This is a genomic window from Caldimonas sp. KR1-144 (assembly GCF_049446155.1).
In the GTDB taxonomy this organism is placed as follows: domain Bacteria; phylum Pseudomonadota; class Gammaproteobacteria; order Burkholderiales; family Burkholderiaceae_C; genus Rivibacter.
On sequence record NZ_JBMSEE010000004.1, the window covers coordinates 126,377 to 152,652 of the forward strand.

Consider the following 26,276-nt stretch of genomic DNA (forward strand, 5'->3'; position numbering starts at 1 on the left):
GCGCGCCAAGCGGCCCGCGTCGCCGACCGGCCCGTCGTGCCGGGCAGGTAAGGCGCCGCGCAGCGAGCCGTCGCGATGCTCAGGAGCGTGCCGATCGACCGGCTCGCGGGGCTCGACGGCTCCGGGCAGGGGCTTTCCGAGCGCGATGCGGCAGCGCGTGCCGCCACCTACGGCCGCAACCTGATCCTGGAGGCCGCGCCGAAGGGATGGGGCGACCTGGCCAGGCAGACGCTCAAGGATCCGATGCTGTGGTTCCTGCTGGGAACCAGCGTGCTGTTCGCCCTCGTGGGTCAGGCCGGCGAGTGCGTGATCCTGCTCGTCGCCGTGCTGCCCCTGGTCGGCATGGACGCCTACCTTCACCGTCGCACGCGCGCATCGACCGAAGGCCTGAGCAGCCGCCTGGCCAGCAGCGCGACGGTGGTGCGCGAGAGCGTCAGAAGCACCGTGGACGCGACGCAGCTCGTGCCGGGCGACCTGGTCGTCGTCGCCGCCGGGGAAGCCTTTCCCGCCGACGGCCTGGTGGTCGGCGGCCAGCGCATGCAGGCCGACGAGTCGGCGCTGACGGGCGAATCGTTCCCGGTTCGCAAGGTGGCGCTCGGGCGCTGGCCGCTCGACGCGTCGCAGCTCAGGATCGACGGCGCCTCGTGGGGCCTGGCCGGCACCCGATTGCTGACCGGCGAAGCGCAGATGCGCGTCGTCTACACCGGCGGCGAAACGCTCTACGGCGAGATCGCCCAATCGGCGAGCCGCGGCCTGCAGGCTCGCACGCCGCTGCAGGCCGCGGTCGGGCAGTTGGTCGTGGTGCTGATCGTCGGCGCGGTGCTGCTGTGCCTGACGCTCGCCTGGGTGCGGTGGCGGCAGGGGCACGGGCTGCTCGATGCACTCATCAGCGCCTTGACGCTGGCGGTGGCGGCGCTGCCCGAGGAGTTTCCGGTCGTGCTGACGTTCTTCCTGGGCGTCGGCGTGTACCGCCTTGCGAGGCGCCAGGCGCTCGTGCGCCGGGCCGTGGTGGTCGAGAACATCGGGCGCGTCACGTGCATCTGCTCCGACAAGACCGGCACCATCACCGAGGGCAGGTTGCGCCTGGGCCATCGCGCCGTAGCCGACGAGGTGGACCCGGAGTTCCTCCTGCAGCTCGCCGCGGCGGCTTCGCGGCGCGAGACCGGCGATCCGATGGACGTGGCCATCCTGGACGCCCTGCCGCAGCCGCCGTGGGAAACCGTCGCGACCTTCCCGTTCACCGAGGACCGCCGGCGGGAGACCGGCATCGTTCGTCGCGACGGCCGGCTGATCGCCGCCGTCAAGGGCGCGCCGGAGACCGTGCTCGGACAATGCGGCCTCGGTGCGCAGGCGCTGCGCGCCTGGCAGGAGCGGGTCGACGGCTTTGCGGACACCGGGCACAAGGTGATCGCCTGCGCCTGGCGCGAACTCGACACCGGCGGGGACTGGGCCGGCGGCGAGCCCGACCGCGGCTTTCGCGCCGCCGGCCTGCTGTGCTTCGAGGATCCGGTGCGCGCCGGCGCCGCCGAAGCCCTGCGGACCTGCCGGGCCGCGGGCATCCGCGTCATCATGGTCACCGGCGATCACACGCGCACCGCGCTCGCCGTCGCGCGCGAGATCGGGCTGGGGGACGCGGACCCGTGCGTCATCGACGGGGCGCAGATGCATGAGCGACTCGAGCGCGGCGACGCGTCGGTGCTGCGCGAGGTGGACGTCGTCGCCCGCGCCGTGCCGGCGAACAAGCTCGCTCTCGTTCGAGCCCTCAAGGAGAGCGGCGAGATCGTCGCCGTCACCGGCGACGGCGTGAACGACGTCCCGGCGCTGCAGGCGGCCGACGTCGGCATCGCGATGGGCGGGCGCGGCACGCGCAGCGCCCGCGAGGTCGCCGCCATCGTGCTGCTCGACGACAGCTTTCGCAGCATCGTCCATGCCATCGCGGAGGGGCGGCAGCTCTTCACCAACCTGCAGCTGAGCTTCCAGTACCTGCTGATGATCCACCTGCCGCTGGTGCTGACGGCGGCACTGATACCGCTGGCTGGATCCCCGGTGCTGTACCTGCCGGTCCACGTGGTCTGGCTGGAGCTCATCATTCATCCCACGGCGCTGCTGGTCTTCCAGGAACTGCCCGACGGCGCGCGCCTTGCCCCCGTGCGCAGGGCCGCGCAGGTGCGGTTCTTCGGCAAGGCCCAGTGGGTGGCCATCGCCCTGGTTGCCGCCTGGGTCACCGGCGTCGTGACGCTGAGCTTCCTGCGCGGGCTGGAGCAGGGCTTCGACGTGGAACATGCGCGCACGATCGCCTTGCTCGCGCTCAGCAGCGCAAGCGCCGGCATCACGGCTGGCCTGACGGGACTGCGCACGCGCGCGGCGAGAACCACGGTGGCCGCGACGCTGGTGCTCTCGTTCCTGCTCGTTCAGACGCCGTGGCTGGCGCCCTTGCTGCATCTGAAGGAGCTGGATCCCGACGACTGGGCACTGGCGCTGGGCGGCGGGGTCGTGGCATGCCTGCTGGCCGGGTTGCCTTCCCGCTGGAGAAGGCCTGGCGCGCCACGGCTTGCGCGTGCGGGGTGACCGGCGCCGGTCGAACGACGAGCAGCCGGGCCATCGCGGAGGTGATCGATCCTTGCAAGTCCATCGCGTCACTGCCGAACAGCGCTTCGATCCCGCCGGCACGGCGGGATCCGGCGCGGTGTTTCGCCTTCGCAAGGTGAGCAAGGTCTACCGGATGGGCGAGTCCGAGATCCATGCCCTGCGCGAGGTCGACCTCGATCTCGTGCCGCGGGAGTTCGTCGTGCTGCTGGGAGCCTCGGGCAGCGGCAAGTCGACGCTGCTCAACATCCTCGGCGGGCTGGACCGGCCGACCTCGGGCGAGGTGAGCTACCGCGACCACGACCTGACGGCGGCTTCGTCCGCGCAGCTCACGCGCTTTCGCCGCGAGCACGTCGGCTTCGTGTTCCAGTTCTACAACCTGATTCCCAGCCTCACGGCCTGGGAGAACGTTGCCCTCGTCACGGAGATCGCCGAGTCGCCGATGGATGCCGACGAGGCGCTGGCACTCGTGGACATGGCGCACCGTCGGGACCACTTCCCGTCGCAGCTGTCCGGCGGCGAGCAGCAGCGCGTGGCCATTGCACGGGCCGTGGCCAAGCGCCCCGACGTGCTGCTGTGCGACGAACCCACGGGCGCCCTCGACTACGCGACCGGCAAGCTCGTGCTTTCGGTCGTGCAGCGGGTGAACCAGGAGCTCGGCACCATCACCGTCGTGATCACGCACAACGCGGCGATCGCCGCGCTGGCCGATCGGGTGATCCGCATCAGCAGCGGCCGCATCGTCGACATCCAGCACAACGCCACCAAGGCGACACCGGACGACATCTCGTGGTGAGCATGCTCGACCGGATGCTGTGGCGCGACCTGTGGCACCTGCGCGGCCAGATCGTCGCGGCGGCACTGGTGGTTGCCTGCGGGGTTGCCGCCCTGGTGGCCACGCGTGCGACCCACCAGTCGCTGCTGGCGGCGAAGCACGACTACTACCGCAGCCATCGCTTCGCGGACGTCTTCGTCCACCTCAAGCGCGCACCCGACGCCTTGGCCGAGCAGATCCGGGCGCTGCCGGGCGTGGCCCAGGTGCGCACGCGCATCGTCGTCGACGTGTCGGTCGACGTTCCCGGCCTGGCCGAGCCGGCCACGGCGCGGCTGGTGTCCGTGGCGGCCCGCCGCACGGCGATGCTCAACGATCTGCAGATCGTGCGCGGGCGCTACATCGATCCCGGCTCGGTCGACGAGGTCATCGTCAGCCAGGCCTTCGCCAAGGCGAACGGCCTGGAGCTGGGCGCGCGACTGGGCGCCTTGCTGCACGGCCGCTGGACGCCGCTTGTCGTCGTCGGCATCGCCCTGTCGCCGGAGTTCGTCTACGAGGTCGGCTCGGGGATGATCTTTCCGGACAACAAGCGCTTCGGCGTCATGTGGATCGCCGCCGAGGCGCTGGCACCGGCCTTCAGCATGGAGGGTGCGTTCAACGATGTCGTGTTGACGCTGGCCGCGGGTGCGCGCGAGCGCGGGGTCATCGAAGCGCTGGACACGCTGCTGCGCCGCCACGGCGGCCTGGGCGCCTACGGCCGGGGAGAGCAGCTGTCGCACCGCTTCCTCACCGACGAGCTGGGCGAGCTCGGCGTGATGACCGGCACCGTGCCGGTGCTCTTCCTGGCCGTCTCGGCCTTCCTCCTCTACGTTGTGCTGTCGCGCCTGGTGGCGACGCAGCGCGGCCAGATCGGCCTGCTCAAGGCCTTCGGCCGCACCGACTTGCGCTTGGCCATCCACTTCCTCGACATCGCGCTGGTGACCGTCGCGCTCGGCCTTGCCTTGGGGCTGCCGCTCGGCGTCTTCATGGGCGGGCTTTTCGTCGACGTGTACCGGGACTTCTTCCGGTTCCCGCGCCTGGCGCTCGTCGTGGATGCGCCGCTGCTGGCCGCGGCGGCAGGCGTCAGCCTGGCGGGCGGCGCCGTGGGCGCACTGGCCGCGGTGCGCCGCGCGGCGGCGCTCTCGCCGGCAGAAGCCATGCGGGCGCCGTCGCCGGCGTCGTTTCGCGCCGGCGCGCTGGAGCGGCGCGGCTGGACGCGGCCCATGCCGGCATCGCTGCGAATGATCGTGCGCAACGTCGCGCGCCAGCCCTGGAAGGCGGGCATGTCGGTGCTCGGGATGGCTTTCGCGATCGGCCTGATGGTCGTCAGCCGCTTCGGGCTGGATGCCGCCAGTCACATGATGTCGATCCAGTTCGGCCAGGTGCAGCGCGACGACGTCACCGTGATCTACAACGAACCGCGCGGCCCGGAGGCCGCGCTCGCGATCGCGAAGATGGACGGCGTCGTGCAGGCCGAACCGTTCCGGCTGCTGCCGGTGTGGCTGCGGCACGGGCACCGCGGCAAGCGCATCGAGGTGACGGGGCTGTCGCCCGTGCACGAGCTGCGACGCCTGCTCGACCGCCAGCGGCGCCCCGTCGATCTACCGCCCCAAGGGCTGGTCCTCAACGAGAAGCTCGCACGCATTCTCGACATCGCCCCCGGCGACGTCGTGACGATGGAAGTGCTCGAAGGTTCGCGCGCCGTGCTTCGCGTGCCGGTGGTCGGCATCGTCGACGAGATGGTGGGACTGGGGGCCTACATGGACCTGGGGGCCATGGCCCGGCTCCTCGGCGAAGTCGAGACCAGTTCCGGCGCCTTCCTGCGCATCCAGGCCGACCGGGCCCCCGGCTTCTACGAGCACCTGAAGCGCCTGCCGGTCGTGGCCGGCGTGGCGGTTCGCGGCGCGGTGCTGCAGAGCGTGCGCGAGACTCTCGATCGCACGTTCTTCTTCTTCAGCGCGGTGCTGATGGCCTTCTCGAGCGTGATCATCGTGGGCATGGTCTACAACAGCGCGCGCATCGCGCTGTCGGAGCGGGGCCATGAGCTCGCGAGCCTGACCGTGCTCGGCTTCACCGAGCGCGAGGTGATCGGCCTGTTGCTGGGCGAGCAGGCGATGCTGCTGCTGGCGGCGGTGCCCGTGGGCTTGGCCCTCGGGTACGGACTGTGCGCCATGCTCGTGCCCGTGTTCGACCGCGAGCTGTTCCGCCTGCCGCTGGTCCTCGCAACGCCGTCCTTCGTGTGGCCGGTCATCGTCGCGCTCGTGGCGGCCGGGAGCTCCGGCGCGCTGGTGGCGCGGCGCGTGCGGCACCTGGACCTGATCGCGGTGCTCAAGGCCCGCGAGTGAGCCCGCCAACGCAGGAGCGTCGAATGTCCGTGAAGCGCGTCCTTCTCGCTCTTGCCGTCGTCGCGGCCTTGGCGGCCCTGGTCTGGGCGCTGTGGCCGGATCCGCTCGAGGTCGACGCGGCCGTCGTCCGGACCGGTCCGATGCAGGTGACGGTGGACGACCTGGGGGAGACGCGCAGCCACGACCGCTACGTGCTTGCCGCGCCGGTGGCAGGACGACTGGCGCGCATCGAGCTGCACGACGGCGACACGGTGGCCGAGCACCAGGTCGTGGCCCGGATCGCCGCGTTGCCGCTGTCGACGCGGGAGCGCGACGAGATCACGGCGCGCGTCGCTTCGGCGCAGGCCTTGCTGCGCGAGGCCCGGGAGCGCGAACGCCAGGCCGACGAGAACCTCGCGCAGGCCAGGCGCGAGCTCGAACGCGCGCGCAAGCTCGTGCAGGAGGGCTTCATCGCCCCGCAGGCCGCCGAGCAGGCCCGTAACCTGGAGACCCGGGCGGTCGGCGAGGCGCAGGCCGCCGCATTCCGGGTGCGCGCCGCCGTGGCCGACGTGGCAGTCGCGCAATCGGGTTTGAGCGTGACGCGCGACCCGGGGCCCGGCGGTGCAAGCTACCTGCCGGTGCGCGCACCGATGGCCGGACGGATCCTGCGCATCGACGATGCCAGCGAGCGCGTCGTCGCGGCGGGCGCGCCGCTGTTGACCATCGCGGACCTCGGCCGACTGGAGGTGGTTGTCGAGCTGCTGTCCTCCGACGCCGTGAAAGTGGCGCCGGGCATGCCGGTGCTCATCGACGGCTGGGGCGGCGTGCGGACCCTGCGCGCCAAGGTTCGCCTGGTCGAGCCTTACGCGGTGACCAAGGTCTCCGCCCTGGGCATCGAGGAGAAGCGCGTGCGGGTGATCGCCGATTTCGTCGACCCGCCGGTCGCCTTCGGCGACGGATTCCGGGTGACGGCGCGGATCGTCGTATGGCAGGCCGACGCGGTCTTGAAGGTGCCCGCCAGCGCGCTGTTCCGCTGCGCCGACGCGTGGTGCGTCTTCGTGGTGCAAGACGGACGCGCACGGCGGCGCACCATCGACGTGGGGCACCGCAACCTCGTCGAGGCCGAGGTCATCGCCGGCCTGGTCGCCGGGCAGCGGGTGGTTCGCTACCCTGCCAACGAGATGGGCGAAGGATCGAGGGTGCGCGTGCGCACGGACGGATGAACCCGACCGGCACGGCCAGTCTTGAGCAGGATCAATGGGCACCGCGCCCGCGGCACTAGATTCCCCAGACAGGCCGCCGGGTGCGTGCGGCCTCCAGTGGAGACGAGCATGACGCGCAGGAACCCCGCCGACGCCGCAGCGAGCGATGTCGTCCAGGCCATCGATGATGTGAGCGCGGCGATCGCCGACGCCGGCGATCTCTACGGACAGTGGCTCGAGGTCCAGTCCGCCTGGTGGTCCTCGTGCGTGAACTGGCAGGCCCAGTGGGTTCGAGAACTGCAGCGTCTGGCCAGCGAGCTGCCGCCGTGGATGATCTGGTTCAACGGCCCCGAGCAGCTGGCCTGAGCGCCTCGGCCCAGGCCGAGGCGCTGGTGCGTGCCCGTCGGCTGGTTCAAGCCCTTGCGCGGCGGCTGGACGCGCGTCTCGTCGAGACCCATGTCTCATGGGTGCTGCTGACGCCCGACTCGGCCTACAAGATCAAGCAGCCGCTGACGCTGCCCTTCCTCGACTACGGCACGCTCGCCGCGCGGCGCCAGGCCTGCGAGGACGAGCTGCGGCTGAGCCGGCGCTACGCGCCCTCGATCTATCGCGCGGTGCTGCCCATCGGCGGCAGCGAGGACGATCCGCTGCTCGGCGGCGAACCGCCGATCGAGTTCGCGCTGGCGATGCATCGCTTCCCGCAGGAGGCGCTTTTCTCGCATCGGGCGGCGCTGGGCACGCTGGACGAAGGCGCGATCGATCGCCTCGCGGCCTGGCTCTCGCAATGCCATGCGCAGGCGCCCATCGCGCCGGCCGATGCGCCGCCGGAGCCCGTGCCCCAGCGCCTGGACTCGGCGCTGGCGCTGCTGGACGCGGCGCGCGGCGCCCTTGGCGAACACGACGCCGCGCAGCTCGAGCGCTGGCTGCGCCGCGAGTCGGCGCTCCTGGGCCGCCTGTGGCGGCGCCGCCGCGATGCAGGACGCGTGCGCGACTGCCACGGCGACTTGCACCTGGACAACCTGCTGTGGCTCGACGGCGAGGTGGCCGCCTTCGACGCGATCGAGTTCGACCCGGCGCTGCGCTGGATCGACGTGCTCGACGACGCCGCCTTCGTCGTGATGGACCTGGCCGCCGCGGGACGCCGCGACCTGGCGATTCGCTTCCTGTGCGCCTGGCTCGACGCCGGCGGCGACCACGACGGCCTGCCGGCGCTGCGTTTCGCCTGCGTCGATCGCGCGCTGGTGCGCGCCATGGCCGCGAGCCGCCGCGACGATCCCGCACTCGCGCGCCGCTATGCCGCCCAGGCGCTGCAGTGGATGCGGCCGGCCGCGCCGTGGCTGCTGATCACCTTCGGCCTGCCGGGCTCGGGCAAGACCTGGTCGTCGCAGCAGCTGCTGCAGCGCCACGGCGCGATCCGGCTGCGCTCCGACGTCGAGCGCAAGCGGCTGTTCGGTCTGGCGATGCTGGCCAGCTCGCGGCGCGCCGGGCTGGACATCTACGGCGCCGCGGCGACCGCCAAGGCCTATGCCACGCTGTTTGCCAAGGCCCGCGGCGCGCTCGTGGCCGGATGGCCGGTGGTGATCGATGCCGCCTTCCTGAAGGCCGACGAACGAGCGCAGGCGAGGGGCCTGGCGCGCGAGCTCGGCGTGCCGTTCCGCATCGTCGAGTGCGTGGCCGAGCCCGATGTCCTCGCCGCGCGCCTGGCGGCGCGCCGCGGCGATGCGTCCGAAGCGGACGCCGCCGTGCTGCAGCGGCTTGCGCAGGCCGTCGAGCCGCTGGACGCGAGCGAGCGTCTTGTCGCGATGACACCGGCGCAGGCGCTGGACGCGCACTGGTGAGCCGCCGCACGGCGGCCTGATCTTCGTCAAGCGCTGCGCCGGCCGGCCCGATAGGCTGGCGATGCGCCGCGCGGCAAGCGCCGCCCGGTGCGCCCAAGGAGGCCTCATGTTCAAGCACATCCTCGTCGCGCTGGACGATTCGCCGCAGGCCGAACGCGCGCTCGATGCCGCGCTGGGCCTGGCCGCGCACGCCGGCGCCCGGCTTACCGCGCTGACGGTCGTGCCCGATTACCACTTCCGCGAGTACGCGCAGGCCTTCGTCAGCGGCGCCGACGCGCTGGAGTCGCTGCGCCGATCGCTGCTCGACGTGGGCGAGCAGCGCCTGGCGTCGCAGCTGCGCAGCCGCGGCGCCCCGGCGTCGGTGGAGCCGCTGGTGCGCCTGGGCGATTCCGCCCATGCCGAGATCGCCGCGCAGGCGCAGCGCCTGGCCTGCGACCTGATCGTGATGGGAAGCCGCGGCCGCGGCTCGGCCGCCGGTGCACTGCTGGGCAGCCAGACGCATCGCGTGCTGGCGAGCGTGAGCCAGCCGGTGCTGGTGGTGCACTGAGGTCCGGCGCGTGCCGACACGCGAGCCGGTGCGCGAGCCGATGCCAGCCGCGCCGGCCGCGCCGCCTTGGCATGCCTGGTCGGCCGACGCGGTCTGGCGGCAGCTGTCGGTCGATCCCGCGCAAGGGCTTGCGCCGCAGCGCGTGGAGACGCTGCAGCGCGAACACGGCGCCAACGTGCTGCGCGAGCCGCCGCCGCGGCCGGCATGGCGCGTGTTCGCGCGCCAGCTGCAAAGCCCGCTGATCTACCTGCTGCTGGTCGCCGCGGCCCTGGCCGTGTCGATGGACCACGACGCGGACGCAGCCGTCATCGTCGTCGTCGTGCTGGTCAATGCGCTGGTCGGCAGCGTCCAGGAAGGGCGCGCCGAGCGCTCGATGGCCGCCTTGCGCCGCCTCGCGGCCTTGCGTGCGCGCGTGCTGCGCGACGGGCGCGAGCAATGGGTCACGGCCAGCGAGATCGTGCCGGGCGACATCGTCTTGCTGGCCGGCGGCGACGCGGTCGCCGCGGACGCGCGGCTGATCGAAGGCGCGCAGCTGCAGGTGGCCGAGGCGGCGCTGACGGGCGAGTCGCTGCCGGTGTTCAAGACGGCGGCCCCGCTGCCCGAGGACACGCTGCTGGCCGACCGCGCCAACATGGTCTACGCGGGCACCCATGTCGCCGACGGGCGCGCAAGCGCGGTGGTGGTGGCGACCGGCCATGCCACCGAGATGGGGCGCGTCGCCGAGCTGGCCGAGGCGGGCAGCGAGCCGCGCACGCCGCTCGAGCGGCGGCTGGAGCGCTTCGGCCGCCAGCTGGTGGTCGCCGCGCTGGTCCTGTTCGCCCTGGTGATGGTGCTGGGCCTGTGGCGCGGCCTGCCGGTGGCCGAGCTGGCGATGGTGGCGATCAGCCAGATGGTGTCGATGGTGCCGGAGGGGCTGCCGGTCGCGATGACCGTGGCGCTGGCCGTCGGCATGCAGCGCATGGCCGCGCGCGGCGCCATCATCCGGCGCCTGTCGGCCGTCGAGACGTTGGGATCGACCACGGTGATCTGCACCGACAAGACCGGCACGCTGACGCGCAACGAGATGAGCGCGGTGGCGCTCTGGCTGCCGCCCGGGCGGCGCATCGCGGTGAGCGGCAGCGGCTATGCACCCCTCGGCGAACTGCGCGAGGCGGGCCGGCCGGCCGCGCTCGCCGATCCTGACCTGCAAGCCCTGCTGCAGGCCGCGGCGCTGTGCAACGACGCCGAGCTGCTGCCGCCCGGCGACGAGCGCGCGGGCTGGTCGGCGCTCGGCGATCCCACCGAGGCCGCGCTGCTGGCGCTCGCGGGCAAGGCCGGCCTCGACCGCGCCGTGCTGCGCCGCGACGCCGCGCGCGAGGCCGAGCTGCCGTTCGACGCGCAGGCGCGGCTGATGGCCACGCGTCACCGCGTGGCGGGCGGTCCGCGACGCGTGTTCGTCAAGGGCTCGCCCGAGGCCGTGCTGGCGCTGTGCGGCGGCGCCGATGGCGATGCGGTTCGCGATGCACGCGCCGAGGCCGACGCGATGGCCTCGCAGGCGCTGCGCGTGCTGGCCTTCGCCGCGGTCGACGACGACGCGCTCGAAGCGGCGCCCGGCTTCGCGGCGCTGGCGGGCCGCGCGCGGCTGCTGGGTCTGATCGGCCAGATTGACCCGCCGCGCGAGACGGCGCGCGAGGCGGTGGCCGCCTGCCGCGCGGCCGGCATCCGCCCGGTGATGGTGACCGGCGACCATCGGCTGACGGGCCTGGCGATCGCGCGCGAGCTGGGCATCGCGCAGGCCGGCGACCGGGTCGTCGACGGCCGCGAACTCGAGCGCATGAGCGAGGCCGAGCTGCACCAGCTGCTGCCGCGCGTGGCGGTGTTCGCGCGCGTGCAGCCGGCGCAGAAGCTGCGCATCGTGCAGGCGCTGCAGGCGCGCGGCGAGGTGGTCGCGATGACCGGCGACGGCGTCAACGACGCGCCGGCGCTCGCGCGCGCCGACGTCGGCGTGGCGATGGGGCAAAGCGGCACCGAGGTCGCCAAGAGCGCGGCCAAGGTGGTGGTGACCGACGACGACTTCGCGACCATCGTCGCCGCGGTGGAGCAGGGCCGCGTGATCTACGGCAACCTGAAGAAGGTGATCCTGTTCCTGTTCGCCACCTCGGTCGACGAGGTGCTGATCCTGCTGCTGGCGCTGCTGGCCGGCCTGCCGCTGCCGCTGGCGGCCGTGCAGATCCTGTGGATCAACCTCGTCACCGAAGCGACCCTGACCCTCAACCTGGTGATGGAGCCGCCGAGCGGCGACGAGATGGCGCGCGCGCCCCATTCGCGCGACGGCGCGCTGCTCGATGCCGCGATGCTGATGCGTGCCGCCGCGATGGCCGCGGCCACCGTCGCGATCGTGTTCGGCTGGTTCTCGTGGCGGCTCGCGCAGGGCGCCGACGAGGCGCTGGTGCGCTGCGAGAGCTTCACGCTGCTGGCCATGTGCCAGTGGTTCAACGTGCTCAACTGCCGTTCGCAGCGGCGCTCGGCATGGTCCGGGCGGCTGTGGCGCAACCCGTGGCTGCTCGGCGGGCTGGCGGTGTCGGTGGCGCTGCAGGCTGCCGTGCTCTACGCGCCGGCGCTGAACCGGCTGTTCCACACCCAGGCCCTGCCGCCTTCGACCCTGGCGCTGCTGCTGGTGCTGGCCAGCGGCGTGCTGTGGGTGGAGGAGGCGCGCAAGTCCTGGCAGCGGCGGTCCTGGCCGCGCCGTGCGAGGTGCCAGGATGCCTGAGCTGTTCGGCATGGATGCCTACGCGCCGCGCGAGATCGCCGCGCGCGTGGTGGAGGTCGGCGTCGGCAAGGCGCGGCTGCCGCCGCTCACGCTCGCGCTGCTGGGCGCGCTGGCCGGCGCCTTCATCGGACTGGGCGCGATGATGTTCACGCTGGTCGCGAGCGACGCCGCGCTGGGCTTCGCGGCCTCGCGCCTGCTCGGCGGACTGGCGTTCTCGCTCGGCCTGGTGCTGGTCGTCGTCGCGGGCGCGGAGCTGTTCACCGGCAACAACCTGATCGCCATGGCCTGGGCGGCGGGGCGCGTGAGCACGGCGCAGCTGCTGCGCCAGTGGGGCCTCGCGTGCGCGGCCAACTTCGTCGGCGCGCTCGGGCTGGCCTTGCTGGTGTGGCTGTCCGGCCAGGCGGCGTTCAACGGCGGCGCGGTCGGGCGCGCCGCGGTGTCGATCGCGCTCGCGAAGACGGCCCTGCCGTGGCACGAGGCCTTCGTGCGCGGCGTGCTGTGCAACGTCCTGGTGTGCATGGCGGTGTGGATGGCGATCGCCGGGCGCAGCGTCGTCGACAAGGTGGTGGCGGTGGTGTTTCCGGTCACTGCCTTCGTCGCGGCCGGCTTCGAGCACTCCGTCGCCAACATGTACCTGCTGCCCCTGGCCATGCTGCTGGGCGCGCCGATCACCGTCGGCGAGCTGGCCGGCAACCTGCTGACGGTGATCGCCGGCAACGTCGTCGGCGGCAGCGTCCTGGTGGCCGGCGTGTACTGGGTGATCTACCTGCGCGGGAGCGCCGAGCGCTGAGTCCCGGATCGCCGCGGTCTGCGTTGGGTCAAGGCCCGCGCGCCGGCGCTTCCTACAGTCGAGACCCATGTCATCGAGCGGCGGCAAGGAGCCAGCATGCTGAATCGAAACCGTCTCGCGGCCGCGGCGCTGCTGGCGCTGGGCGCCGCGTTCGCGACCGCCGTCCAGGCCGTCGAGATCTGCAAGTGGATCGACCGCGACGGCGCCGTTCACTACTCCGATGTGCCGCTGGCGGGCCGGCCTTGCGTCGAGCGCATCAGCATCCGCCATCCCGATCCGCTCGAGAACGTGCGCGCGCAGGAGCGCCGCGCGGAACTGCTGCGCCGCCTCGAGCAGACCCGCGAAGAGGAGGCGCGCTCGCAGGCATCGCAGTCGGCGCAGGCGTCGCGGGCCGCGCAGCGGGCGCAGCGCTGCAGCTCGGCGCGCGAAGAGCTGCGCTTTCTCAAGGAGGCCGAGGGCCTGCGCCTGCTGCGCCCCGGCAAGGAGGGCGAGGAGCCGGCGATGGTCTGGCTCGACGACGCCCAGCGCGAAGCGCTGATCGAGGCCTGGCGCCTGCAGGTCCAGGCCTGGTGCGAGACGGCATCGCAGGAGCCCGAGGCGCCGCCGCGCGCGCTGGCGGTGCCGCCGCCGGCACGCTGAGCATCGCGCGGCCGGGCTTGACGCAACGCAAGCGAGCGCGCGGCCCGCGCGCCTAACCTGCCGTTCACACCGCCAACGGCGGCGGTGGCAAGGAGTCACGCACATGGACAAGAACGTCGGAACGATCGATCGCACGCTGCGCATCGGCGTGGGCCTGCTGCTGATCGCCCTGGCGGCGATGGGCACGATCGGGGTCTGGGGCTACCTGGGCATCGTGCCGCTGCTGACGGGGCTGCTGAGCCGCTGCCCGGCCTACAGCCTGCTCGGGGTGCGCACCTGTGCGCACGAGTCCAAGCCCGGACGCTGATCGGCCTCCATGCAACTGCACTTCCTCGGTGCGACAGGCACTGTCACCGGCTCGCGCTACCTGGTCGAGCGCGGCGGTCGTCGCCTGCTCGTCGACTGCGGCTTGTTCCAGGGCCTCAAGCAGCTGCGCCTGCGCAACTGGGAGGCCCTGCCGCTGCCGGCCTCGCGCATCGACGCGGTCGTGCTCACGCATGCGCACATCGACCACAGCGGCTTCCTGCCGCGCCTGATCGGGCTGGGCTTTCGCGGCCGCGTCCACTGCACCCGCGGCACGCGCGAGCTGTGCGAGCTGCTGCTGCCCGACAGCGGCCACCTGCAGGAAGAGGAAGCCGAGTACCTGAACCGGCACGGGCGCAGCAAGCACCATCCGGCCTTGCCGCTGTACACCGAGGCCGAGGGCCGCGCGGCGCTCGAGTGCCTGGTGCCGCACGAGTTCGGCGAGGCCTTCGAGCCGCTGCCCGGCCTCGGCGCGACGTTCCGCCCGGCAGGGCACATCCTCGGCGCGGCGAGCGTGCTGCTCGAGGCACACGATGGCACGCAGCATCGCGCGCAACATCGCACGCCAGCCGGCGCCGCTCACCGGCTGCTGTTCTCCGGCGACCTCGGCCGCGACGACGACCTGCTGATGAAGCCGCCCCTTGCGCCGCCGGCCTGTGACACGCTCGTCGTCGAGTCCACCTACGGCGATCGCCTGCACGCGTGCGAAGACGTGCTCGACACGCTGGCGGCGGTGATCGCGCGCACCGCGGCGCGCGGCGGCACGGTCGTGGTGCCGGCCTTCGCGGTCGGGCGCGCGCAGACGCTGCTGCACTGCATCGGCCTGCTCAAGGCGGCCGGCCGGATCCCGGACATGCCGGTCTATCTCAACAGCCCGATGGCCGCCGACGTGACGCGCCTGTACCGGGCGCACATCGGCGAGCACCGGCTCGACGCGGCGCAATGCGCCCGGCTGGGCTCGGTGGCGCGGATCGTCGCGTCGGTCGAGGAGTCGCGGCGGCTCAACGAGCTGCGCTACCCCTCGGTCATCGTCTCGGCCAGCGGCATGGCCAGCGGCGGGCGCGTGCTGCACCACCTCAAGGCCTATGCGCCGCACGCGCGCAACACGGTGCTGCTGACCGGCTTCCAGGCCATGGGCACGCGCGGCGCGGCCCTGCAGGCCGGCGCGACCGAGCTGCGCATCCACGGCGAGACGGTGCCGGTGCGCGCCGAGGTGGCGCGCATCGACAGCCTGTCGGCCCATGCCGATCGCGACGGCCTGCTGGCCTGGATCGCTGCGCTGCCGGCGGCGCCGAAGCAGGTCTTCGTCACGCACGGCGAGCCGGCCGCCGCCGACGCGCTGCGCCAGGCGGTGCAGGCGCGCCACGACTGGCCCTGCCGCGTGCCGGAATACCTGGAGGCGGTGTCGATTGACTAAGCCGTCGATGCTGCGCTCGGTCGGCGCACTGGCGTACGCGCCGATGCTCGCCCTGGTGTTCGCGCTGGGGTTCGTGTCGGCATGCGCGCATTCGGCGCCGCAGCCGACCTCCACGCCGCTGGCTTCGGCCGCGCTGCCGGGCTTCGGCCCGGCGCTCGCGCGCAGCCTGCCGGCCACCGTCGGCGTGTACGCGCTGGAGGCCGACGACGCCAGCACCACCGGCGAAGTGCCGCGCATCGGTGCCGGCTTCGTGATCGACCGCCTGGGCCACGTGGTGACGGCCTCGCACGTGGTGGCGCGCGCGCGGCGCGTGGTCGTGCGCCTGGACGACCGGCGCGTGCTGCCGGTGCGCGTGGTCGGCATCGACGAGGACGCGGACATCGCGCTGCTGGCCCTGCCGGTCGAATGGCCGCACGCGCCGCCGCTGGGCCGCTCGACGGCGCTGCGCGCGGGCGACTGGGTGATCGCGGTCGGCGAGCCCTACGGGCTGCGCTCGTCGGTCTCGGCCGGCATCGTCGGCGGCACCGGGCGCCACTTCGTCGAAGACCGCGAGGCGGTGTTCATCCAGTCGGACATCGCGATGAATCCGGGCAACTCCGGCGGGCCGCTGATCACGCTGGCCGGCGACATCGTCGGCATGAACACGCGCACCGTCGCGAGCCCCTACGGCAGCGGCGGGCTGTGCCTGTCGATGCCGATCGAGCTGGTGCTGCAGATCGCCGACGAACTGCGCCGCCCGGCGGGGCAGCGCGAGCGTCCGCGCCTGGGCGCGTTCTTCGAGGACGTGTCGCCGATGGTCCTGGCCACCTGGGATGCCGCGATCGAGGGCGGCGCGGCCGTGACCACCGTGCTGCCAGAAAGCCTGGCCGAGCAGGCCGACCTGCGCGTCGGCGACGTGATCGTGGCGATGAACGGCCAGGCCGTCGAGGACGGCGGCGCGCTCGCGCAGCGGCTGCTCCTGTGGCGCAAGGCGAGCGGCACACGCTTCGACGTGATGCGCGCCGGACAGCGCGTCACGCTGGAGCTGCGCTGAGCGCGAGCACGCCCATCGCGATCGTCGTCGCCGCGGCCACGGCGATCTGCCGGCGCAAGGCGCCGCGGCCGAGCACCAGCACCAGCAGGCACTTGGTCGCCGTGTTGGCGATCATCGCGATCACCAGCGCCGTGGCGGCCGTGGCGCGCGCCTCGGGCGTCTTCGCGCCCGAAGCCAGCGACAGCGAGATCGCGTCGGTGTCGACCAGTCCGGTCAGCCCCGCGACCACGTAGGTACCGGCGCCCGGCCAGCGCGCCTGCGCCACGTGTACCACCAGCAGCACCAGGGCGAACAGCGCCGCAAAGCGCATCGCCGCGCTCAGGCTGAACGGATTGGAGACCGACATGAGCGCGGCCGGCGGCTGTTTCGCCAGGCCGCTGCGGTAGTGCAGCGCCGCGAAGACCGCGGTCGCGCCGCCCATCAGCGCCAGCGCCGGCCAGACCCGCTCCAGCAGCGGCAGGTTGAGCGCCGCGACGAGCAGCGTGATGCGCAGGAACATCACCAGCCACGCGAGCAGGATGCCGGCGCCGAGCGCGCCGTCGCGCGCGACGAGTGTCTCGTCGCGGCTGGCGCGCGCGAAGCTCAGCGTCGCGGCCGTCGACGAGACGAGGCCGCCGGTGATCCCGCCGAGCGCCGCGCCGCGCACCGGCCCCAGCCAGCGCGTTGCGACATAGCCCACCAGAGACAGCGCGCTGATCAGCACCACCAGCAGCCAGAGCTCGTAGGGATTGAGCGCGCCCCAGGGATCGATCGGCGCGTTCGGCAGCAGCGGCAGCACGATGAAGGTGGCCGCCAGCAGCTTGATGCCGGCGTACATGTCCTGTTCGTCCATGCGACCGACCAGGCCGTGCAGCGGCTGCTTGAACGCCAGCACCGCCGAGACGGCGACCGCCAGCGCCACGGCGATCGCGGTGTCGCCGATCGCTGCCAGGGCGCCGAGCAGGCACACGGCGATGGCCGCGATCTCGCTCGTGATGCCGTTCGGCGCCGCGTGCATGGCGCCGCGCCGAAGCGCCATCACCAGCCCGACCGCGCCCAGCGCGGTGGCGAAGGTCCACGGCAGCTCGTGCGCGCGCGCAAGCCAGGCCGAGGCGGCGCCGACCAGGGCCACGAGCATGAAGGTGCGGATGCCGCCGACCGGGCGGCGCGGCTCGCTGCCGTCGGTCGGCTTGGTCATCTCGCGTTGCGCGCCGACGAGCGCGCCGATCAGCAAGGCGACCAGGAAGTTGCGCGCGACGTCCAGGTCCATCACCGGACCTCGCGCGCCGCCCCGCGACTCAAGGCCGCGCCGGTGCCGCCGGCTCGCGCTCCATCATCATCATCATCGTCATGTCGCGCATCTCGGCGCAGCGCCGGGTCGCGTCGGGCGCGGCACCCACATCGCACATCATGCGCATGCCGCCTTGCATGGCCTTCATGTGCTCGTCCATCAGCGCGCGGCGTTCCTCGGGCGTCTTGGCGGCGGCCATCTTGCGGTGCATGTCCTGCATCGTCTCCATCTGCCGCTCGTAGCGATCGGCGCCCGCCCCAGGGGCGTGATGGCGTGCGTGGTAGGGCCCGCCCGCGCAGCCGGCGAGCAGCGCGGCCGAGGCGACGAGCATCCAGGGGGCAAGGTTCAAGGGCTTCATCGGCTTCTCCGCAATCGACGGTGTCGAGAAGCCAAGCATCGATCGCCGCACGGCGCGCCGGCTTGCGATGGCGCAAGGCCCGCGCGTCGCGCGGGGGCTAAGTTCATGCGGTCGGGGCATCCGTGTCCCAAGGAGGCAAGGCATGAGCATCAGCAGCCAATCCTGGTCAGCCACGGCTACCGTCGTCGCCAGGCCTTCGTCTTCGGCGGGCAAGGCCGGCTTGCCCGCCACGGCGCAGCGCCCGCTGCGCCTGGGCGCGCTGACGGCACTGGTTGTCGGCTCGATGGTCGGCAGCGGCATCTTCAGCCTGCCGCAGAACATGGCCTCGGCCGCCGGTGCCGGCGCCATCGTCCTTGGCTGGCTCGTCACCGGTGCCGGCATGCTGGCGCTGGCGCTGGTCTACCAGTCGCTCGCGCTGCGCCAGCCCGGCCTGAACAACGGCGTCTACGCCTATGCGCGCGCGAGCGGCGGCGACCTGGTCGGCTTCGGCTCCGCGTGGGGCTATTGGATGAGCGCGTGGATCGGCAATGCCAGCTACCTCGTGATCTTCTTCGCGGCGCTGGCCACCTTCTTCCCGCAGTTCGGCGAAGGCAACAACGCCGCCGCCATCGCCGGCGCCTCGGTGCTGCTGTGGGCGCTGCACGGCCTCACGCTCGCGGGCGTGCGCAGCGCCACGTTCGCCAACACGCTGACCACGCTGGCCAAACTGGTCCCCTTGCTGCTGTTCGTCGGCTTCGTCGCGGCGGCCTTCCACGTCGACACCTTCACCTCGGGCTTCTGGGGCTCCGCCAAGAGCGGCAGCGTTTTCGAGCAGGTCAAGGGCACGATGCTGATCACCGTGTGGGTGTTCATCGGCATCGAAGGCGCGAGCGTCTACTCGGGCCGCGCCGCGCGGCGGTCGGATGTCGGACGCGCGACGCTGCTGGGCTTCGTGGCCGTGCTTGCGCTGCTGATGGCGGTGTCGCTGCTGTCGCTGGGCGTGATGGCGCAAGACGAGCTCGCCGGGCTCAAGAACCCGTCGATGGCCGGCGTGCTCGAGAAGGCCGTCGGCCCGTGGGGCGCCCGGTTGATCAGCGTCGGCTTGCTGGTGTCGGTGGGCGGTGCCTTGCTCGCGTGGATCCTGCTCGCCGCGGAGACGCTGTTCACGCCTGCGCAGGACGGGCTGATGCCGCAGGCGCTGTCGCGCGAGAACGCCAAGGGTTCGCCGACGGCGGCCCTGTGGGTCACCAATGGCCTGACCCAGCTGCTGCTGCTGGTCACGCTGTGGTCGAACGCGACCTACCTCGCGCTGATCCTTCTGGCCACGTCGATGATCCTCGTGCCCTATCTCTTCACCGGCCTGCATGCGCTGCGCTCGGCGTGGACCGGCACCGGCTACGACGGCGAGGTGCAGGGGCGCAGCCGCGACCTGGCCATCGCGGGCGTGGCGAGCGTGTACTGCGTGTGGCTGCTGTACGCGGCCGGACCGGCCTACCTGCTGCTCAGCGCTTTGCTGTACGCGCCGGGCCTGGCCGTGTTCGCCTGGGCGCGGCGGGACCGCGGGCTGAAGCTCTTCAGCGCGACGGAGGGCATCGCCGCGGCCGTGCTGCTCGCCGCCGCGGCAGTGGCGGCCTACATGCTCGTCACCGGGACGCTGTCGCTGTGAGGCCGTCGCCGGCCAGCGCGGGGGCGGTGCCGCTGTTCGTCGTCGCGCTGGGCGGCAACGCGCTGCTGCGGCGCGGCGAGCCGCTGGAGGCGACGGCGCAGCTGCACAACGTGCGGCGTGCGGCGCAGCAGATCGTGCGGCTGGCCGAAGGCCGGCGCCTCGTCGTCGCGCACGGCAACGGGCCGCAGGTCGGACTGCTCGCGCTGCAGAACGAGGCCTACCGCGAGGTGCATCCCTATCCGCTCGACGTGCTGGGCGCGCAGACCGAGGGGATGATCGGCTACCTGATCGAGCAGGAGATCGCCAACCGCCTGCCGCCCGGGCGCAGCGTGGCCACGCTGCTCACGCGCGTCGAGGTGCAGCGCGGCGATCCGGCGTTCGCCGCGCCGTCCAAGCCCATCGGCCCGGTCTACGACGCGCCGCGCGGGGCGGCGCTGGCACGCGAGCGCGGCTGGCACATGGTGGCCGACGGCGCCGGCCTGCGCCGCGCCGTGCCGTCGCCGCGGCCGCAATGCATCCTCGAGCTGGCCTCGGTGCTCGCGCTGCTGGAGCACGACACAGTGGTCGTGTGCGCGGGCGGCGGCGGCATCCCGGTCGTCGCCACCGGGCGCGGCGAAGAGAAGGAGGGCGTCGAGGCGGTGATCGACAAGGATCTCGCCGCGGGCCTGCTGGCGCGGCAGCTGGACGCCGACCTGCTGCTGATCGCCACCGACGTGGCCGCCGTCTACCTCGGCTGGGGAACGCCGAACGCGTGCGCGATCCGCCGCGCATCGCCCGACGCGCTGCGGCGACTCGCATTCGCCGCCGGTTCGATCGGCCCCAAGGTGGAAGCGGCTTGCGAGTTCGCGCTGGCGACGGGCAAGCCGGCCGTGATCGGCTCGCTGGACGACATCGAGCGGCTGGTGAGCGGCGAAGCCGGCACCTGGATCGACACCCGCGTCGACGGCATGGAACTCGGCGTCGCCGCGGCCGTCGGTGCTTGCGCTTGAGAGCGCGGCCGGCTCAGACCGAGTCGCGTTCGATCGGGCAGGACATGCAATGCCCGCCGCCGCGTCCGCGGCCGAGCTCCGCGCTCGGGATCGTGATGACCTCCACGCCGGCCTTGCGCAGCAGCGTGTTCGTGTGGGTGTTGCGGTTGTAGGCGACCACGACGCCGGGCTCGAGCGCGAGCACGTTGTTGCCGTCGTCCCACTGCTCGCGCTCGACCTCGTAGGCATCGCCGCCGGTGGCCACGCGACGCAAGGTCTTGAGGTCCAGCGCCTGCGCGACGAGCGCGAGCAGCGGCTCGCGTTCGGCCGTGAAGCTGAGCGTGCCCTCGCGATCGCCGGGGCGGATGCTCGTGCAGCGGATGCCGTCGACGATGTCCGGGAACACGGTGACGAGGTCGCGATCGCAGAAGGTCAGCACGGTGTCCAGATGCATCGCGCCACGCGTGCGCGGCAGCCGCGCGGCGATCACCCGCTCGGCCGCGCGGTCGCGAAAGAGTGCCTGCGCCAGCAGCGCCACGGCCTGCGGCGTCGTGCGCTCGCCCATGCCGACGAGCACCACGCCGCTGCCGATCGGCATGACGTCGCCGCCTTCGAGCGTCGCGGCGCCGTGGTCGGTCTCGGGGTCGCCCCACCAGACGCGGGCGTCGGCGAACAGCGGGTGGAAGCGGTAGATCGCCTTCATCAGCACGGTTTCCCGGCGCCGCGCCGGCCAGTGCATCGGGTTGAGCGTGACGCCGCCGTAGATCCAGCAGCTCGTGTCGCGCGTGAACATCGCGTTGGGCAGCGGCGGCACGATGAAGTCGGCCGGATCGAGGTAGTTCGCGAGCCCGGCGGCGACGCCGAAGGGCAGCTCCGCGCGCGCGATGCCGCCGATCAGACGCTCGGCCAGGTCTCGCGCCGGCGCCTCGGCGAGCCAGTCGTGCAAGGCCTGCTCCAGGCCGACGCCGACGTGACGGGCGTCGATCGTGCGGGCCAGCAGCCAGGCGCGCGCGGCCGGCTGCGCGAGCACGTCGGCCAGCAGGTCGTGCAGCTCGAGCACCTCGACGCCGCGCTCCTGCATCAGGCTGGTGAAGGCGTAGTGGTCGGTCCTGGCCTGCGCGACCCACATCACGTCATCGAACAGCAGCTCGGCGCAGTTGGCTGGCGTCAGCCGCTGGTGCGCGAGGCCGGGACGGCACACCAGCACCCGGCGCAGGCGGCCCGCTTCGGAGTGGACACCGTGGCGGCGCATCGTGGCCTCAGGCGAGCGTGGCGACGAGCAGCGCCTTGATCGTGTGCAGGCGGTTCTCGGCCTGGTCCCACACGATCGACGCCGGCGACTCGAACACCTCCTCCGTGACCTCGACGCCATCGAGGCCGAACTGGCGGTAGATCCGCTCGCCGAGGGCCGTTTCGCGGTTGTGCAGCGCCGGCAGGCAATGCATGAACCTGGCCTCGGGGTTGCCGGTCGCGCGCATCAGCGCGTGGTTCACCTGGTAGGGCAGCAAGCGAGGGATGCGCTGCGCCCAGGCGTCGGGCGGCTCGCCCATCGACACCCAGACGTCGGTGTAGACGAAGTCGGCGCCCTCGACGGCCTCCTCGGCCGAGTCGGTCACGCGCAGTCGCGCGTGGCTTTGCTCGGCCAGCGCATGCGCGCGCTCGCGCAACTCGGCCTGCGGCCACAGCTCGCGCGGCGCGCCGATGCGAAAGTCCAGGCCCATCATGGCCGCGCCTTCCAGCAGCGAATCGGCGGTATTGAAGCGCGCGTCGCCGACATAGGCGAGCTTCACCTCGCTCAAGGGCTTGCGGCAGTGCTCCTGCATCGTCATGAAGTCGGCCAGCACCTGCGTCGGGTGGTACTCGTTGGTCAGGCCGTTGTAGACCGGCACGCCGCTGTGCGCGGCCAGGGTCTGCACGACCTCCTGTTCGAAGCCGCGGTACTCGATGGCGTCGTAGAGCCGGCCCAGCACGCGCGCGGTGTCCTTGACGCTTTCCTTCTCGCCGAGCTGGGAGTCCTGCGGGCCGATGAAGGACACGTGCGCGCCCTGGTCGAAGGCCGCCACCTCGAACGCGCAGCGCGTGCGGGTGGACGTCTTGGCGAACAGCAGCGCGATCTCCTTGCCGCGCAGCCGCGGCTGCTCGGTGCCCGCGGCCTTCGCGCGCTTGAGCTCGTGGGCCGTCTCGAGCAGCAGATCGACGCCGGCCGGGCCGATCTCGGCCAGGGTCAGCAGGCTGCGGTTGCGCAGGTTGAAGCTCATCGCGGACCTCGCACGCCGTGCCGTCAGGTGGCGCCGCCGGCGCGAACCATCAGCACCGCCACCGGTGCCATGCGCAGGATCAGCTCGGCGTCGCTGCCGAGCACCCAACGGCCCACGCCGCGGCGGCCGTGCGTGCCGACGACGATGAGGTCGGCGTCCCACAGCCGGGCCTGCTCGGCGACGAACTCGCTGACGCGCCCGCCGATGGCGTCGGACAGCACCGTGTCGACGGCGACGCCGGCGTCGCGGACCTGCGTGCGGGCGTCCTGCAGGATGCGCTCGCCGGCCTTGCGGCCGAGCGCCAGCACCTCGGCCGCGACCGCATTGCCGCCCTCGGCGCCCAGCGCGAAGGGCAGTTCGTCGACGACGTGCAGCAGGCGCAGCTGCGCACCGGTGAGCTTGGCCAGCTTGATGGCTTCGGCGAGCCCGGCGTTGGACGTCGGGCTGCCGTCGACCGGGACAAGGATGCGCTGGTACATGTCGGCACTCGGCAGTGCGAGCGCGTCTCAGCGACCGCGCGTGGCAAGGAAGCCGATCAGCAGGCCCAGTGCGGCGGCGATACCCATCGCGCCGTAGGGATGCTCATGGGCGGCGAGGTCGGCGCGCCGCGCGGCGCGGCGCGTCCTGGCGACCGCGCTGTCTTGCAGCTCCTCGAGCTGCGCGCGCATCTCGCGCACCTGCGCGGAGACCTTGTCGCGCACTTCGTCGAACCGCGCATCGCCGCTGTCAGCGGCCGTGACGAGCAGGCGTTCGGCTTCTTCGACGATCTGGTGCAGGCCGTTGGCCAGCCCTGCGACGCCGTTGGCGCCGCTCGTGTGAGTTGCGAATGCCATGTCGATCCTTTCGAACGTCGGTCGCGCGGATTTGCGCGATGTCGGTTTGATGCTAGGCCGCGCGCCGGTCGGCGGTTTGCGATGGCGCAAGGTGGCTGCACATCGCGCAACTCCTTGACCGCCACGCCGATCGCGGTCGCGTTGACCGCCGGATCCCAGGCCAGCTCGGCCTCCACGTCTCGCTTCAGGTCTGCGTCGGTCTTCATCTCGGTGATCCTTTCGATGCCTCGTGGGAAGGCAGTCACGGCCCCGCGCGCGGGTTCCGCGCAAGCTGCGCCTGCCAAGGCCATCTAGGCGCGGCGCGTGGCCGCGCATCGCGCGAGATCAGGGCAGGAGCCCCAAGCGCCGTCGATGGCGCGACGGCTCGCTTGAGGCAGCGCAAGACGCTCCGGCGCGCGCGTGCCATGCTGATTCGGCAAGGCGCCCGAGCGCCGATGGAGCGCGAGATGAAGGATCGAACGACGGCCGGCGATGTCTGCAGTCGCAACATTGCCATCGTGTACCGGAGCACGGCCGTGGGCGAGGCCGCGCGGCTGATGCGCGAGCGCCATGTCGGCTGCCTGCCCGTGGTCGAGGACGCCGGCGCGACGGGCGAGAGCGTGGTCGTCGGCATGCTGACCGACCGCGACATCGTCACCGCGGCGGTCGCCAAGGACATCGCCATGCATGGCCTCAGCGTGGGCGAGGTCATGAGCCGCGACCTGGTCAGCGTGCGCGAGGAGGATTCCCTGCTCGACGCGCTGGCCACGATGCGGCGCAAGGGCGTGCGGCGACTGCCGGTGACGGCGGCGCAGGGCCGCCTCGTCGGCCTGCTGGTTGCCGACGATTTGCTGCAGGCGATGGCCGCCGAGATGGGCAGCCTGCTCGAGGCGATGTCCGCACAGGGGCGTCACGAACAGGTGCAGCGGCCATGAAGCGGCACGCTGCGACCAAGCCCGCCGGCGCCGCGCGCCGCGCGAAGCCCGCCGCCGTGCCGCCGCCCGAGGAGGCGCAGCCGCAAGCCGAAGCGCCCGAGATCGTCGAGCGGCCCGACGGCTTCTACTGGCAGTCGCCCGACGGCGAGCAGGAGTTCGGCCCGTTCGAGAGCTTCGAGCATGCGCGCGCCAACCGCGACGGCGAGGAGGATGCCCTGGCGCCGGGCGCGCTGCTGCGGGAAGCCGAGCGGGATATCGGCATCGCCGACTGGATCGACGCCGAGTCCGGCGAGCCGGCCGAGGGCGGCTCGCCGCCGCACCTGAGCGAGGAATGAGTCGGGGCTGTCCATGACCTGGCGACACGCCTTCGGCGGCCGTCTGGTGCTGGTCGGCTTCGGCTGCATCGGCCAGGGGGTGCTGCCGCTGCTGCTGCGGCACCTCGCGATCGATCCTCAGCGCATCCTGGTCGTGGCGCCGCCCGGCAGCGACTTCGGGGTCGCGCAGGCGCACGGCGTGCCCTGGCTGGCGGCGGCGCTCACCGATGGCAACCACGTGGAGCTGCTCGCGCCGCGGCTGGGCGCGGGCGACTTCCTGCTCAACCTGTCTGTCGACGTCGACAGCGTCGCGCTGATCACGCTGTGCCGGCAGCGCGGTGCGCTCTACCTGGACACCTGCATCGAGCCCTGGGCCGGCGGCTACCTCGACCCGGCGCGATCGACGGCCCAGCGCACCAACCACGCGCTGCGCGAGGCGGCGCTGGCGCTGCGCGCGGACGGGGCGAACGGCCCCACCGCGGTGCTCGCGCACGGCGCGAATCCGGGCCTGGTGTCGCATTTCGTCAAGCAGGCGCTGCTCGACCTCGCGGGCGCGAACGGCTCGGCGGCGCCGCGCACGCGGCTCGAGTGGGCGCGGCTGGCGCAGCGCCTGGGCGTGCGCGCGATCCACATCGCCGAGCGCGACACCCAGCATGCGGCGCTGCGCAAGCGCCTGGGCGAGTTCGTCAATACCTGGTCGGTCGAGGCCTTCGTCGACGAGGCCTGCCAGCCCGCCGAACTTGGCTGGGGCAGCCACGAGCGGCACTTTCCGCCCGACGGCGCGCGCCACGCCGCCGCCGACGCGGCCGCGATCTACCTGCAGCGCCCCGGCGCTGCCACGCGCGTGCGCAGCTGGACGCCGCTGTCCGGCCCGATGCACGGCTTCCTGATCACGCATTCGGAGTCGATCTCGATCGCCGACTACCTGAGCATCGGCAGCGGCGAGCGGCCCGAGTACCGGCCGACGGTGCATTACGCCTACCACCCCTGCGACGATGCCGTGCTGTCGCTGCACGAGCTGGCCGGCCGCGACTGGCACCTGGGCTCGCACGAACGCGTGCTCAAGGACGACATCGTGGCCGGCATCGACGAGCTCGGCGTGCTGCTGCTGGGCCACGAGCGGGGCGCCTACTGGTACGGCTCGCGCCTGTCGATCGAGCAGGCGAGGGTGCTGTGCCCGCACAACAGTGCCACCAGCCTGCAGGTCGCGGCCGGCGTGCTGGCCGGCGTGGTGTGGGCGATGCGGCATCCCGATCGCGGCATCGTCGAGCCCGACGAACTGCCGCACGAGGAGATCCTGGCGCTGTGCCGCCCCTATCTCGGTTCGATGATCGGGGTCTACAGTGACTGGACGCCGCTGACCGGACGGGGGCGCTTGTCGTTCGACGAGCCCATCGACCGCGAGGATCCGTGGCAGTTCGTCAATGTGCGGGTGAGTTGAAACGCCGAGGCGGGCCGATGGCCGCCGGGGAGTGCA

Annotated in this window: 24 protein-coding genes; 18 read left to right on the plus strand and 6 right to left on the minus strand. The window is 72.6% G+C overall.

The features are described from left to right. Positions 1-75 precede the first annotated feature (75 nt). The 13 genes from ACO2TI_RS11005 (at position 76) to ACO2TI_RS11065 (ending at position 16,239) form a co-directional block, all read left to right on the plus strand. On the plus strand, positions 76-2,568 hold the full coding sequence (locus tag ACO2TI_RS11005) for a cation-translocating P-type ATPase (protein WP_423284271.1): 2,493 nt from the start codon (positions 76-78) through the stop codon (positions 2,566-2,568). A 154-nt stretch (positions 2,569-2,722) separates the two neighbouring features. Next, on the plus strand, positions 2,723-3,382 hold the full coding sequence (locus tag ACO2TI_RS11010) for an ABC transporter ATP-binding protein (RefSeq protein WP_423284742.1): 660 nt from the start codon (positions 2,723-2,725) through the stop codon (positions 3,380-3,382). A 2-nt stretch (positions 3,383-3,384) separates the two neighbouring features. Continuing rightward, positions 3,385-5,742 carry an FtsX-like permease family protein gene (locus ACO2TI_RS11015; RefSeq protein WP_423284743.1) on the plus strand — a complete coding sequence of 786 codons (2,358 nt, stop codon included), beginning with the start codon at positions 3,385-3,387 and terminating at the stop codon, positions 5,740-5,742. A gap of 23 nt (positions 5,743-5,765) precedes the next feature. Then, positions 5,766-6,944: an efflux RND transporter periplasmic adaptor subunit gene (locus ACO2TI_RS11020; protein WP_423284272.1), complete on the plus strand. Its 1,179-nt coding sequence runs from the start codon at positions 5,766-5,768 to the stop codon at positions 6,942-6,944. Between the two features lie 108 nt (positions 6,945-7,052). After that, positions 7,053-7,289: a hypothetical protein gene (locus ACO2TI_RS11025; protein ID WP_423284273.1), complete on the plus strand. Its 237-nt coding sequence runs from the start codon at positions 7,053-7,055 to the stop codon at positions 7,287-7,289. Further along, entirely contained in the window at positions 7,250-8,761 is a 1,512-nt protein-coding gene (locus ACO2TI_RS11030; RefSeq protein WP_423284275.1) for an AAA family ATPase, read from the plus strand. Before ACO2TI_RS11025 ends, ACO2TI_RS11030 begins: the two co-directional genes overlap by 40 nt. A 106-nt stretch (positions 8,762-8,867) precedes the next feature. Continuing rightward, a complete protein-coding gene (locus ACO2TI_RS11035; protein WP_423284276.1) occupies positions 8,868-9,308 on the plus strand; it encodes a universal stress protein in 441 nt (146 codons plus the stop codon). 10 nt (positions 9,309-9,318) lie between these two features. After that, complete coding sequence (locus ACO2TI_RS11040) at positions 9,319-12,057, plus strand: cation-translocating P-type ATPase (RefSeq protein ID WP_423284278.1); 2,739 nt, start codon at positions 9,319-9,321, stop codon at positions 12,055-12,057. Beyond that, positions 12,050-12,847: a formate/nitrite transporter family protein gene (locus ACO2TI_RS11045; RefSeq protein ID WP_423284280.1), complete on the plus strand. Its 798-nt coding sequence runs from the start codon at positions 12,050-12,052 to the stop codon at positions 12,845-12,847. The genes ACO2TI_RS11040 and ACO2TI_RS11045 overlap by 8 nt, the downstream gene beginning before the upstream one ends. A 96-nt stretch (positions 12,848-12,943) precedes the next feature. Then, positions 12,944-13,486 (plus strand): DUF4124 domain-containing protein, encoded by a 543-nt coding sequence (locus ACO2TI_RS11050; protein ID WP_423284282.1) that lies wholly within the window; start codon positions 12,944-12,946, stop codon positions 13,484-13,486. A 103-nt stretch (positions 13,487-13,589) separates the two neighbouring features. Beyond that, the gene (locus ACO2TI_RS11055) at positions 13,590-13,793 is read left to right on the plus strand and encodes a YgaP family membrane protein (protein WP_423284283.1); all 204 of its coding nucleotides are present in this window, start codon (positions 13,590-13,592) and stop codon (positions 13,791-13,793) included. Between the two features lie 9 nt (positions 13,794-13,802). Next, positions 13,803-15,206: an MBL fold metallo-hydrolase RNA specificity domain-containing protein gene (locus ACO2TI_RS11060; protein ID WP_423284285.1), complete on the plus strand. Its 1,404-nt coding sequence runs from the start codon at positions 13,803-13,805 to the stop codon at positions 15,204-15,206. 7 nt (positions 15,207-15,213) lie between these two features. Beyond that, entirely contained in the window at positions 15,214-16,239 is a 1,026-nt protein-coding gene (locus ACO2TI_RS11065) for a S1C family serine protease (protein WP_423284287.1), read from the plus strand. Here ACO2TI_RS11065 and ACO2TI_RS11070 read toward each other — a convergent pair. Beyond that, positions 16,220-17,488, minus strand: coding sequence for an MgtC/SapB family protein (locus tag ACO2TI_RS11070; RefSeq protein WP_423284288.1), 1,269 nt, complete (start codon positions 17,486-17,488; stop codon positions 16,220-16,222). The two genes, ACO2TI_RS11065 and ACO2TI_RS11070, sit on opposite strands and share 20 nt — an antisense overlap. A gap of 28 nt (positions 17,489-17,516) precedes the next feature. Next, entirely contained in the window at positions 17,517-17,867 is a 351-nt protein-coding gene (locus ACO2TI_RS11075; protein WP_423284289.1) for a hypothetical protein, read from the minus strand. Between the two features lie 142 nt (positions 17,868-18,009). Here ACO2TI_RS11075 and arcD point away from each other — a divergent pair, with 142 nt between their 5' ends. Together arcD and arcC are read left to right on the plus strand one after the other, a co-directional pair. Then, a complete protein-coding gene (gene arcD, locus ACO2TI_RS11080) occupies positions 18,010-19,512 on the plus strand; it encodes an arginine-ornithine antiporter (protein WP_423284290.1) in 1,503 nt (500 codons plus the stop codon). Between the two features lie 26 nt (positions 19,513-19,538). Beyond that, positions 19,539-20,501 (plus strand): carbamate kinase, encoded by a 963-nt coding sequence (arcC, locus tag ACO2TI_RS11085; RefSeq protein ID WP_423284744.1) that lies wholly within the window; start codon positions 19,539-19,541, stop codon positions 20,499-20,501. A gap of 13 nt (positions 20,502-20,514) precedes the next feature. Here arcC and arcA read toward each other — a convergent pair whose 3' ends face one another. From arcA to ACO2TI_RS11105, 4 genes are read right to left on the minus strand one after another with little or no spacing between them, the layout of a single operon-like run. After that, positions 20,515-21,732, minus strand: a complete 1,218-nt coding sequence (gene arcA, locus ACO2TI_RS11090; protein ID WP_423284292.1) for an arginine deiminase — start codon at positions 21,730-21,732, stop codon at positions 20,515-20,517. 7 nt (positions 21,733-21,739) lie between these two features. Then, positions 21,740-22,738 carry an ornithine carbamoyltransferase gene (gene argF / locus ACO2TI_RS11095; RefSeq protein WP_423284293.1) on the minus strand — a complete coding sequence of 333 codons (999 nt, stop codon included), beginning with the start codon at positions 22,736-22,738 and terminating at the stop codon, positions 21,740-21,742. Between the two features lie 23 nt (positions 22,739-22,761). Next, complete coding sequence (locus tag ACO2TI_RS11100) at positions 22,762-23,217, minus strand: universal stress protein (protein WP_423284296.1); 456 nt, start codon at positions 23,215-23,217, stop codon at positions 22,762-22,764. Positions 23,218-23,244: 27 nt separating this feature from the next. Then, positions 23,245-23,571 carry a DUF883 family protein gene (locus ACO2TI_RS11105; RefSeq protein ID WP_423284297.1) on the minus strand — a complete coding sequence of 109 codons (327 nt, stop codon included), beginning with the start codon at positions 23,569-23,571 and terminating at the stop codon, positions 23,245-23,247. 446 nt (positions 23,572-24,017) lie between these two features. On the opposite strand from ACO2TI_RS11105, the gene ACO2TI_RS11110 reads away from it, so the two are divergent. From ACO2TI_RS11110 to ACO2TI_RS11120, 3 genes are read left to right on the plus strand one after another with little or no spacing between them, the layout of a single operon-like run. Beyond that, positions 24,018-24,485, plus strand: a complete 468-nt coding sequence (locus ACO2TI_RS11110; protein WP_423284298.1) for a CBS domain-containing protein — start codon at positions 24,018-24,020, stop codon at positions 24,483-24,485. Next, on the plus strand, positions 24,482-24,820 hold the full coding sequence (locus ACO2TI_RS11115; RefSeq protein WP_423284299.1) for a hypothetical protein: 339 nt from the start codon (positions 24,482-24,484) through the stop codon (positions 24,818-24,820). The genes ACO2TI_RS11110 and ACO2TI_RS11115 overlap by 4 nt, the downstream gene beginning before the upstream one ends. 13 nt (positions 24,821-24,833) lie before the next feature. Continuing rightward, positions 24,834-26,240 carry a homospermidine synthase gene (locus ACO2TI_RS11120; RefSeq protein WP_423284300.1) on the plus strand — a complete coding sequence of 469 codons (1,407 nt, stop codon included), beginning with the start codon at positions 24,834-24,836 and terminating at the stop codon, positions 26,238-26,240. Positions 26,241-26,276: the final 36 nt, after the last annotated feature.

Excerpts from the sequence above, each read along its gene's own strand:
- ACO2TI_RS11005 (WP_423284271.1), top strand. The coding sequence starts at position 76 with ATGCTCAGGAGCGTGCCGATCGACCGGCTCGCGGGGCTCGACGGCTCC.
- ACO2TI_RS11010 (WP_423284742.1), top strand. The coding sequence starts at position 2,723 with ATGGGCGAGTCCGAGATCCATGCCCTGCGCGAGGTCGACCTCGATCTC.
- ACO2TI_RS11015 (WP_423284743.1), top strand. The coding sequence starts at position 3,385 with ATGCTCGACCGGATGCTGTGGCGCGACCTGTGGCACCTGCGCGGCCAG.
- ACO2TI_RS11020 (WP_423284272.1), top strand. The coding sequence starts at position 5,766 with ATGTCCGTGAAGCGCGTCCTTCTCGCTCTTGCCGTCGTCGCGGCCTTG.
- ACO2TI_RS11025 (WP_423284273.1), top strand. The coding sequence starts at position 7,053 with ATGACGCGCAGGAACCCCGCCGACGCCGCAGCGAGCGATGTCGTCCAG.
- ACO2TI_RS11035 (WP_423284276.1), top strand. The coding sequence starts at position 8,868 with ATGTTCAAGCACATCCTCGTCGCGCTGGACGATTCGCCGCAGGCCGAA.
- ACO2TI_RS11045 (WP_423284280.1), top strand. The coding sequence starts at position 12,050 with ATGCCTGAGCTGTTCGGCATGGATGCCTACGCGCCGCGCGAGATCGCC.
- ACO2TI_RS11050 (WP_423284282.1), top strand. The coding sequence starts at position 12,944 with ATGCTGAATCGAAACCGTCTCGCGGCCGCGGCGCTGCTGGCGCTGGGC.
- ACO2TI_RS11055 (WP_423284283.1), top strand. The coding sequence starts at position 13,590 with ATGGACAAGAACGTCGGAACGATCGATCGCACGCTGCGCATCGGCGTG.
- ACO2TI_RS11060 (WP_423284285.1), top strand. The coding sequence starts at position 13,803 with ATGCAACTGCACTTCCTCGGTGCGACAGGCACTGTCACCGGCTCGCGC.
- ACO2TI_RS11065 (WP_423284287.1), top strand. The coding sequence starts at position 15,214 with ATGCTGCGCTCGGTCGGCGCACTGGCGTACGCGCCGATGCTCGCCCTG.
- ACO2TI_RS11070 (WP_423284288.1), bottom strand. The coding sequence starts at position 17,488 with ATGGACCTGGACGTCGCGCGCAACTTCCTGGTCGCCTTGCTGATCGGC.
- ACO2TI_RS11075 (WP_423284289.1), bottom strand. The coding sequence starts at position 17,867 with ATGAAGCCCTTGAACCTTGCCCCCTGGATGCTCGTCGCCTCGGCCGCG.
- arcD (WP_423284290.1), top strand. The coding sequence starts at position 18,010 with ATGAGCATCAGCAGCCAATCCTGGTCAGCCACGGCTACCGTCGTCGCC.
- arcA (WP_423284292.1), bottom strand. The coding sequence starts at position 21,732 with ATGCGCCGCCACGGTGTCCACTCCGAAGCGGGCCGCCTGCGCCGGGTG.
- argF (WP_423284293.1), bottom strand. The coding sequence starts at position 22,738 with ATGAGCTTCAACCTGCGCAACCGCAGCCTGCTGACCCTGGCCGAGATC.
- ACO2TI_RS11100 (WP_423284296.1), bottom strand. The coding sequence starts at position 23,217 with ATGTACCAGCGCATCCTTGTCCCGGTCGACGGCAGCCCGACGTCCAAC.
- ACO2TI_RS11105 (WP_423284297.1), bottom strand. The coding sequence starts at position 23,571 with ATGGCATTCGCAACTCACACGAGCGGCGCCAACGGCGTCGCAGGGCTG.
- ACO2TI_RS11110 (WP_423284298.1), top strand. The coding sequence starts at position 24,018 with ATGAAGGATCGAACGACGGCCGGCGATGTCTGCAGTCGCAACATTGCC.
- ACO2TI_RS11115 (WP_423284299.1), top strand. The coding sequence starts at position 24,482 with ATGAAGCGGCACGCTGCGACCAAGCCCGCCGGCGCCGCGCGCCGCGCG.
- ACO2TI_RS11120 (WP_423284300.1), top strand. The coding sequence starts at position 24,834 with ATGACCTGGCGACACGCCTTCGGCGGCCGTCTGGTGCTGGTCGGCTTC.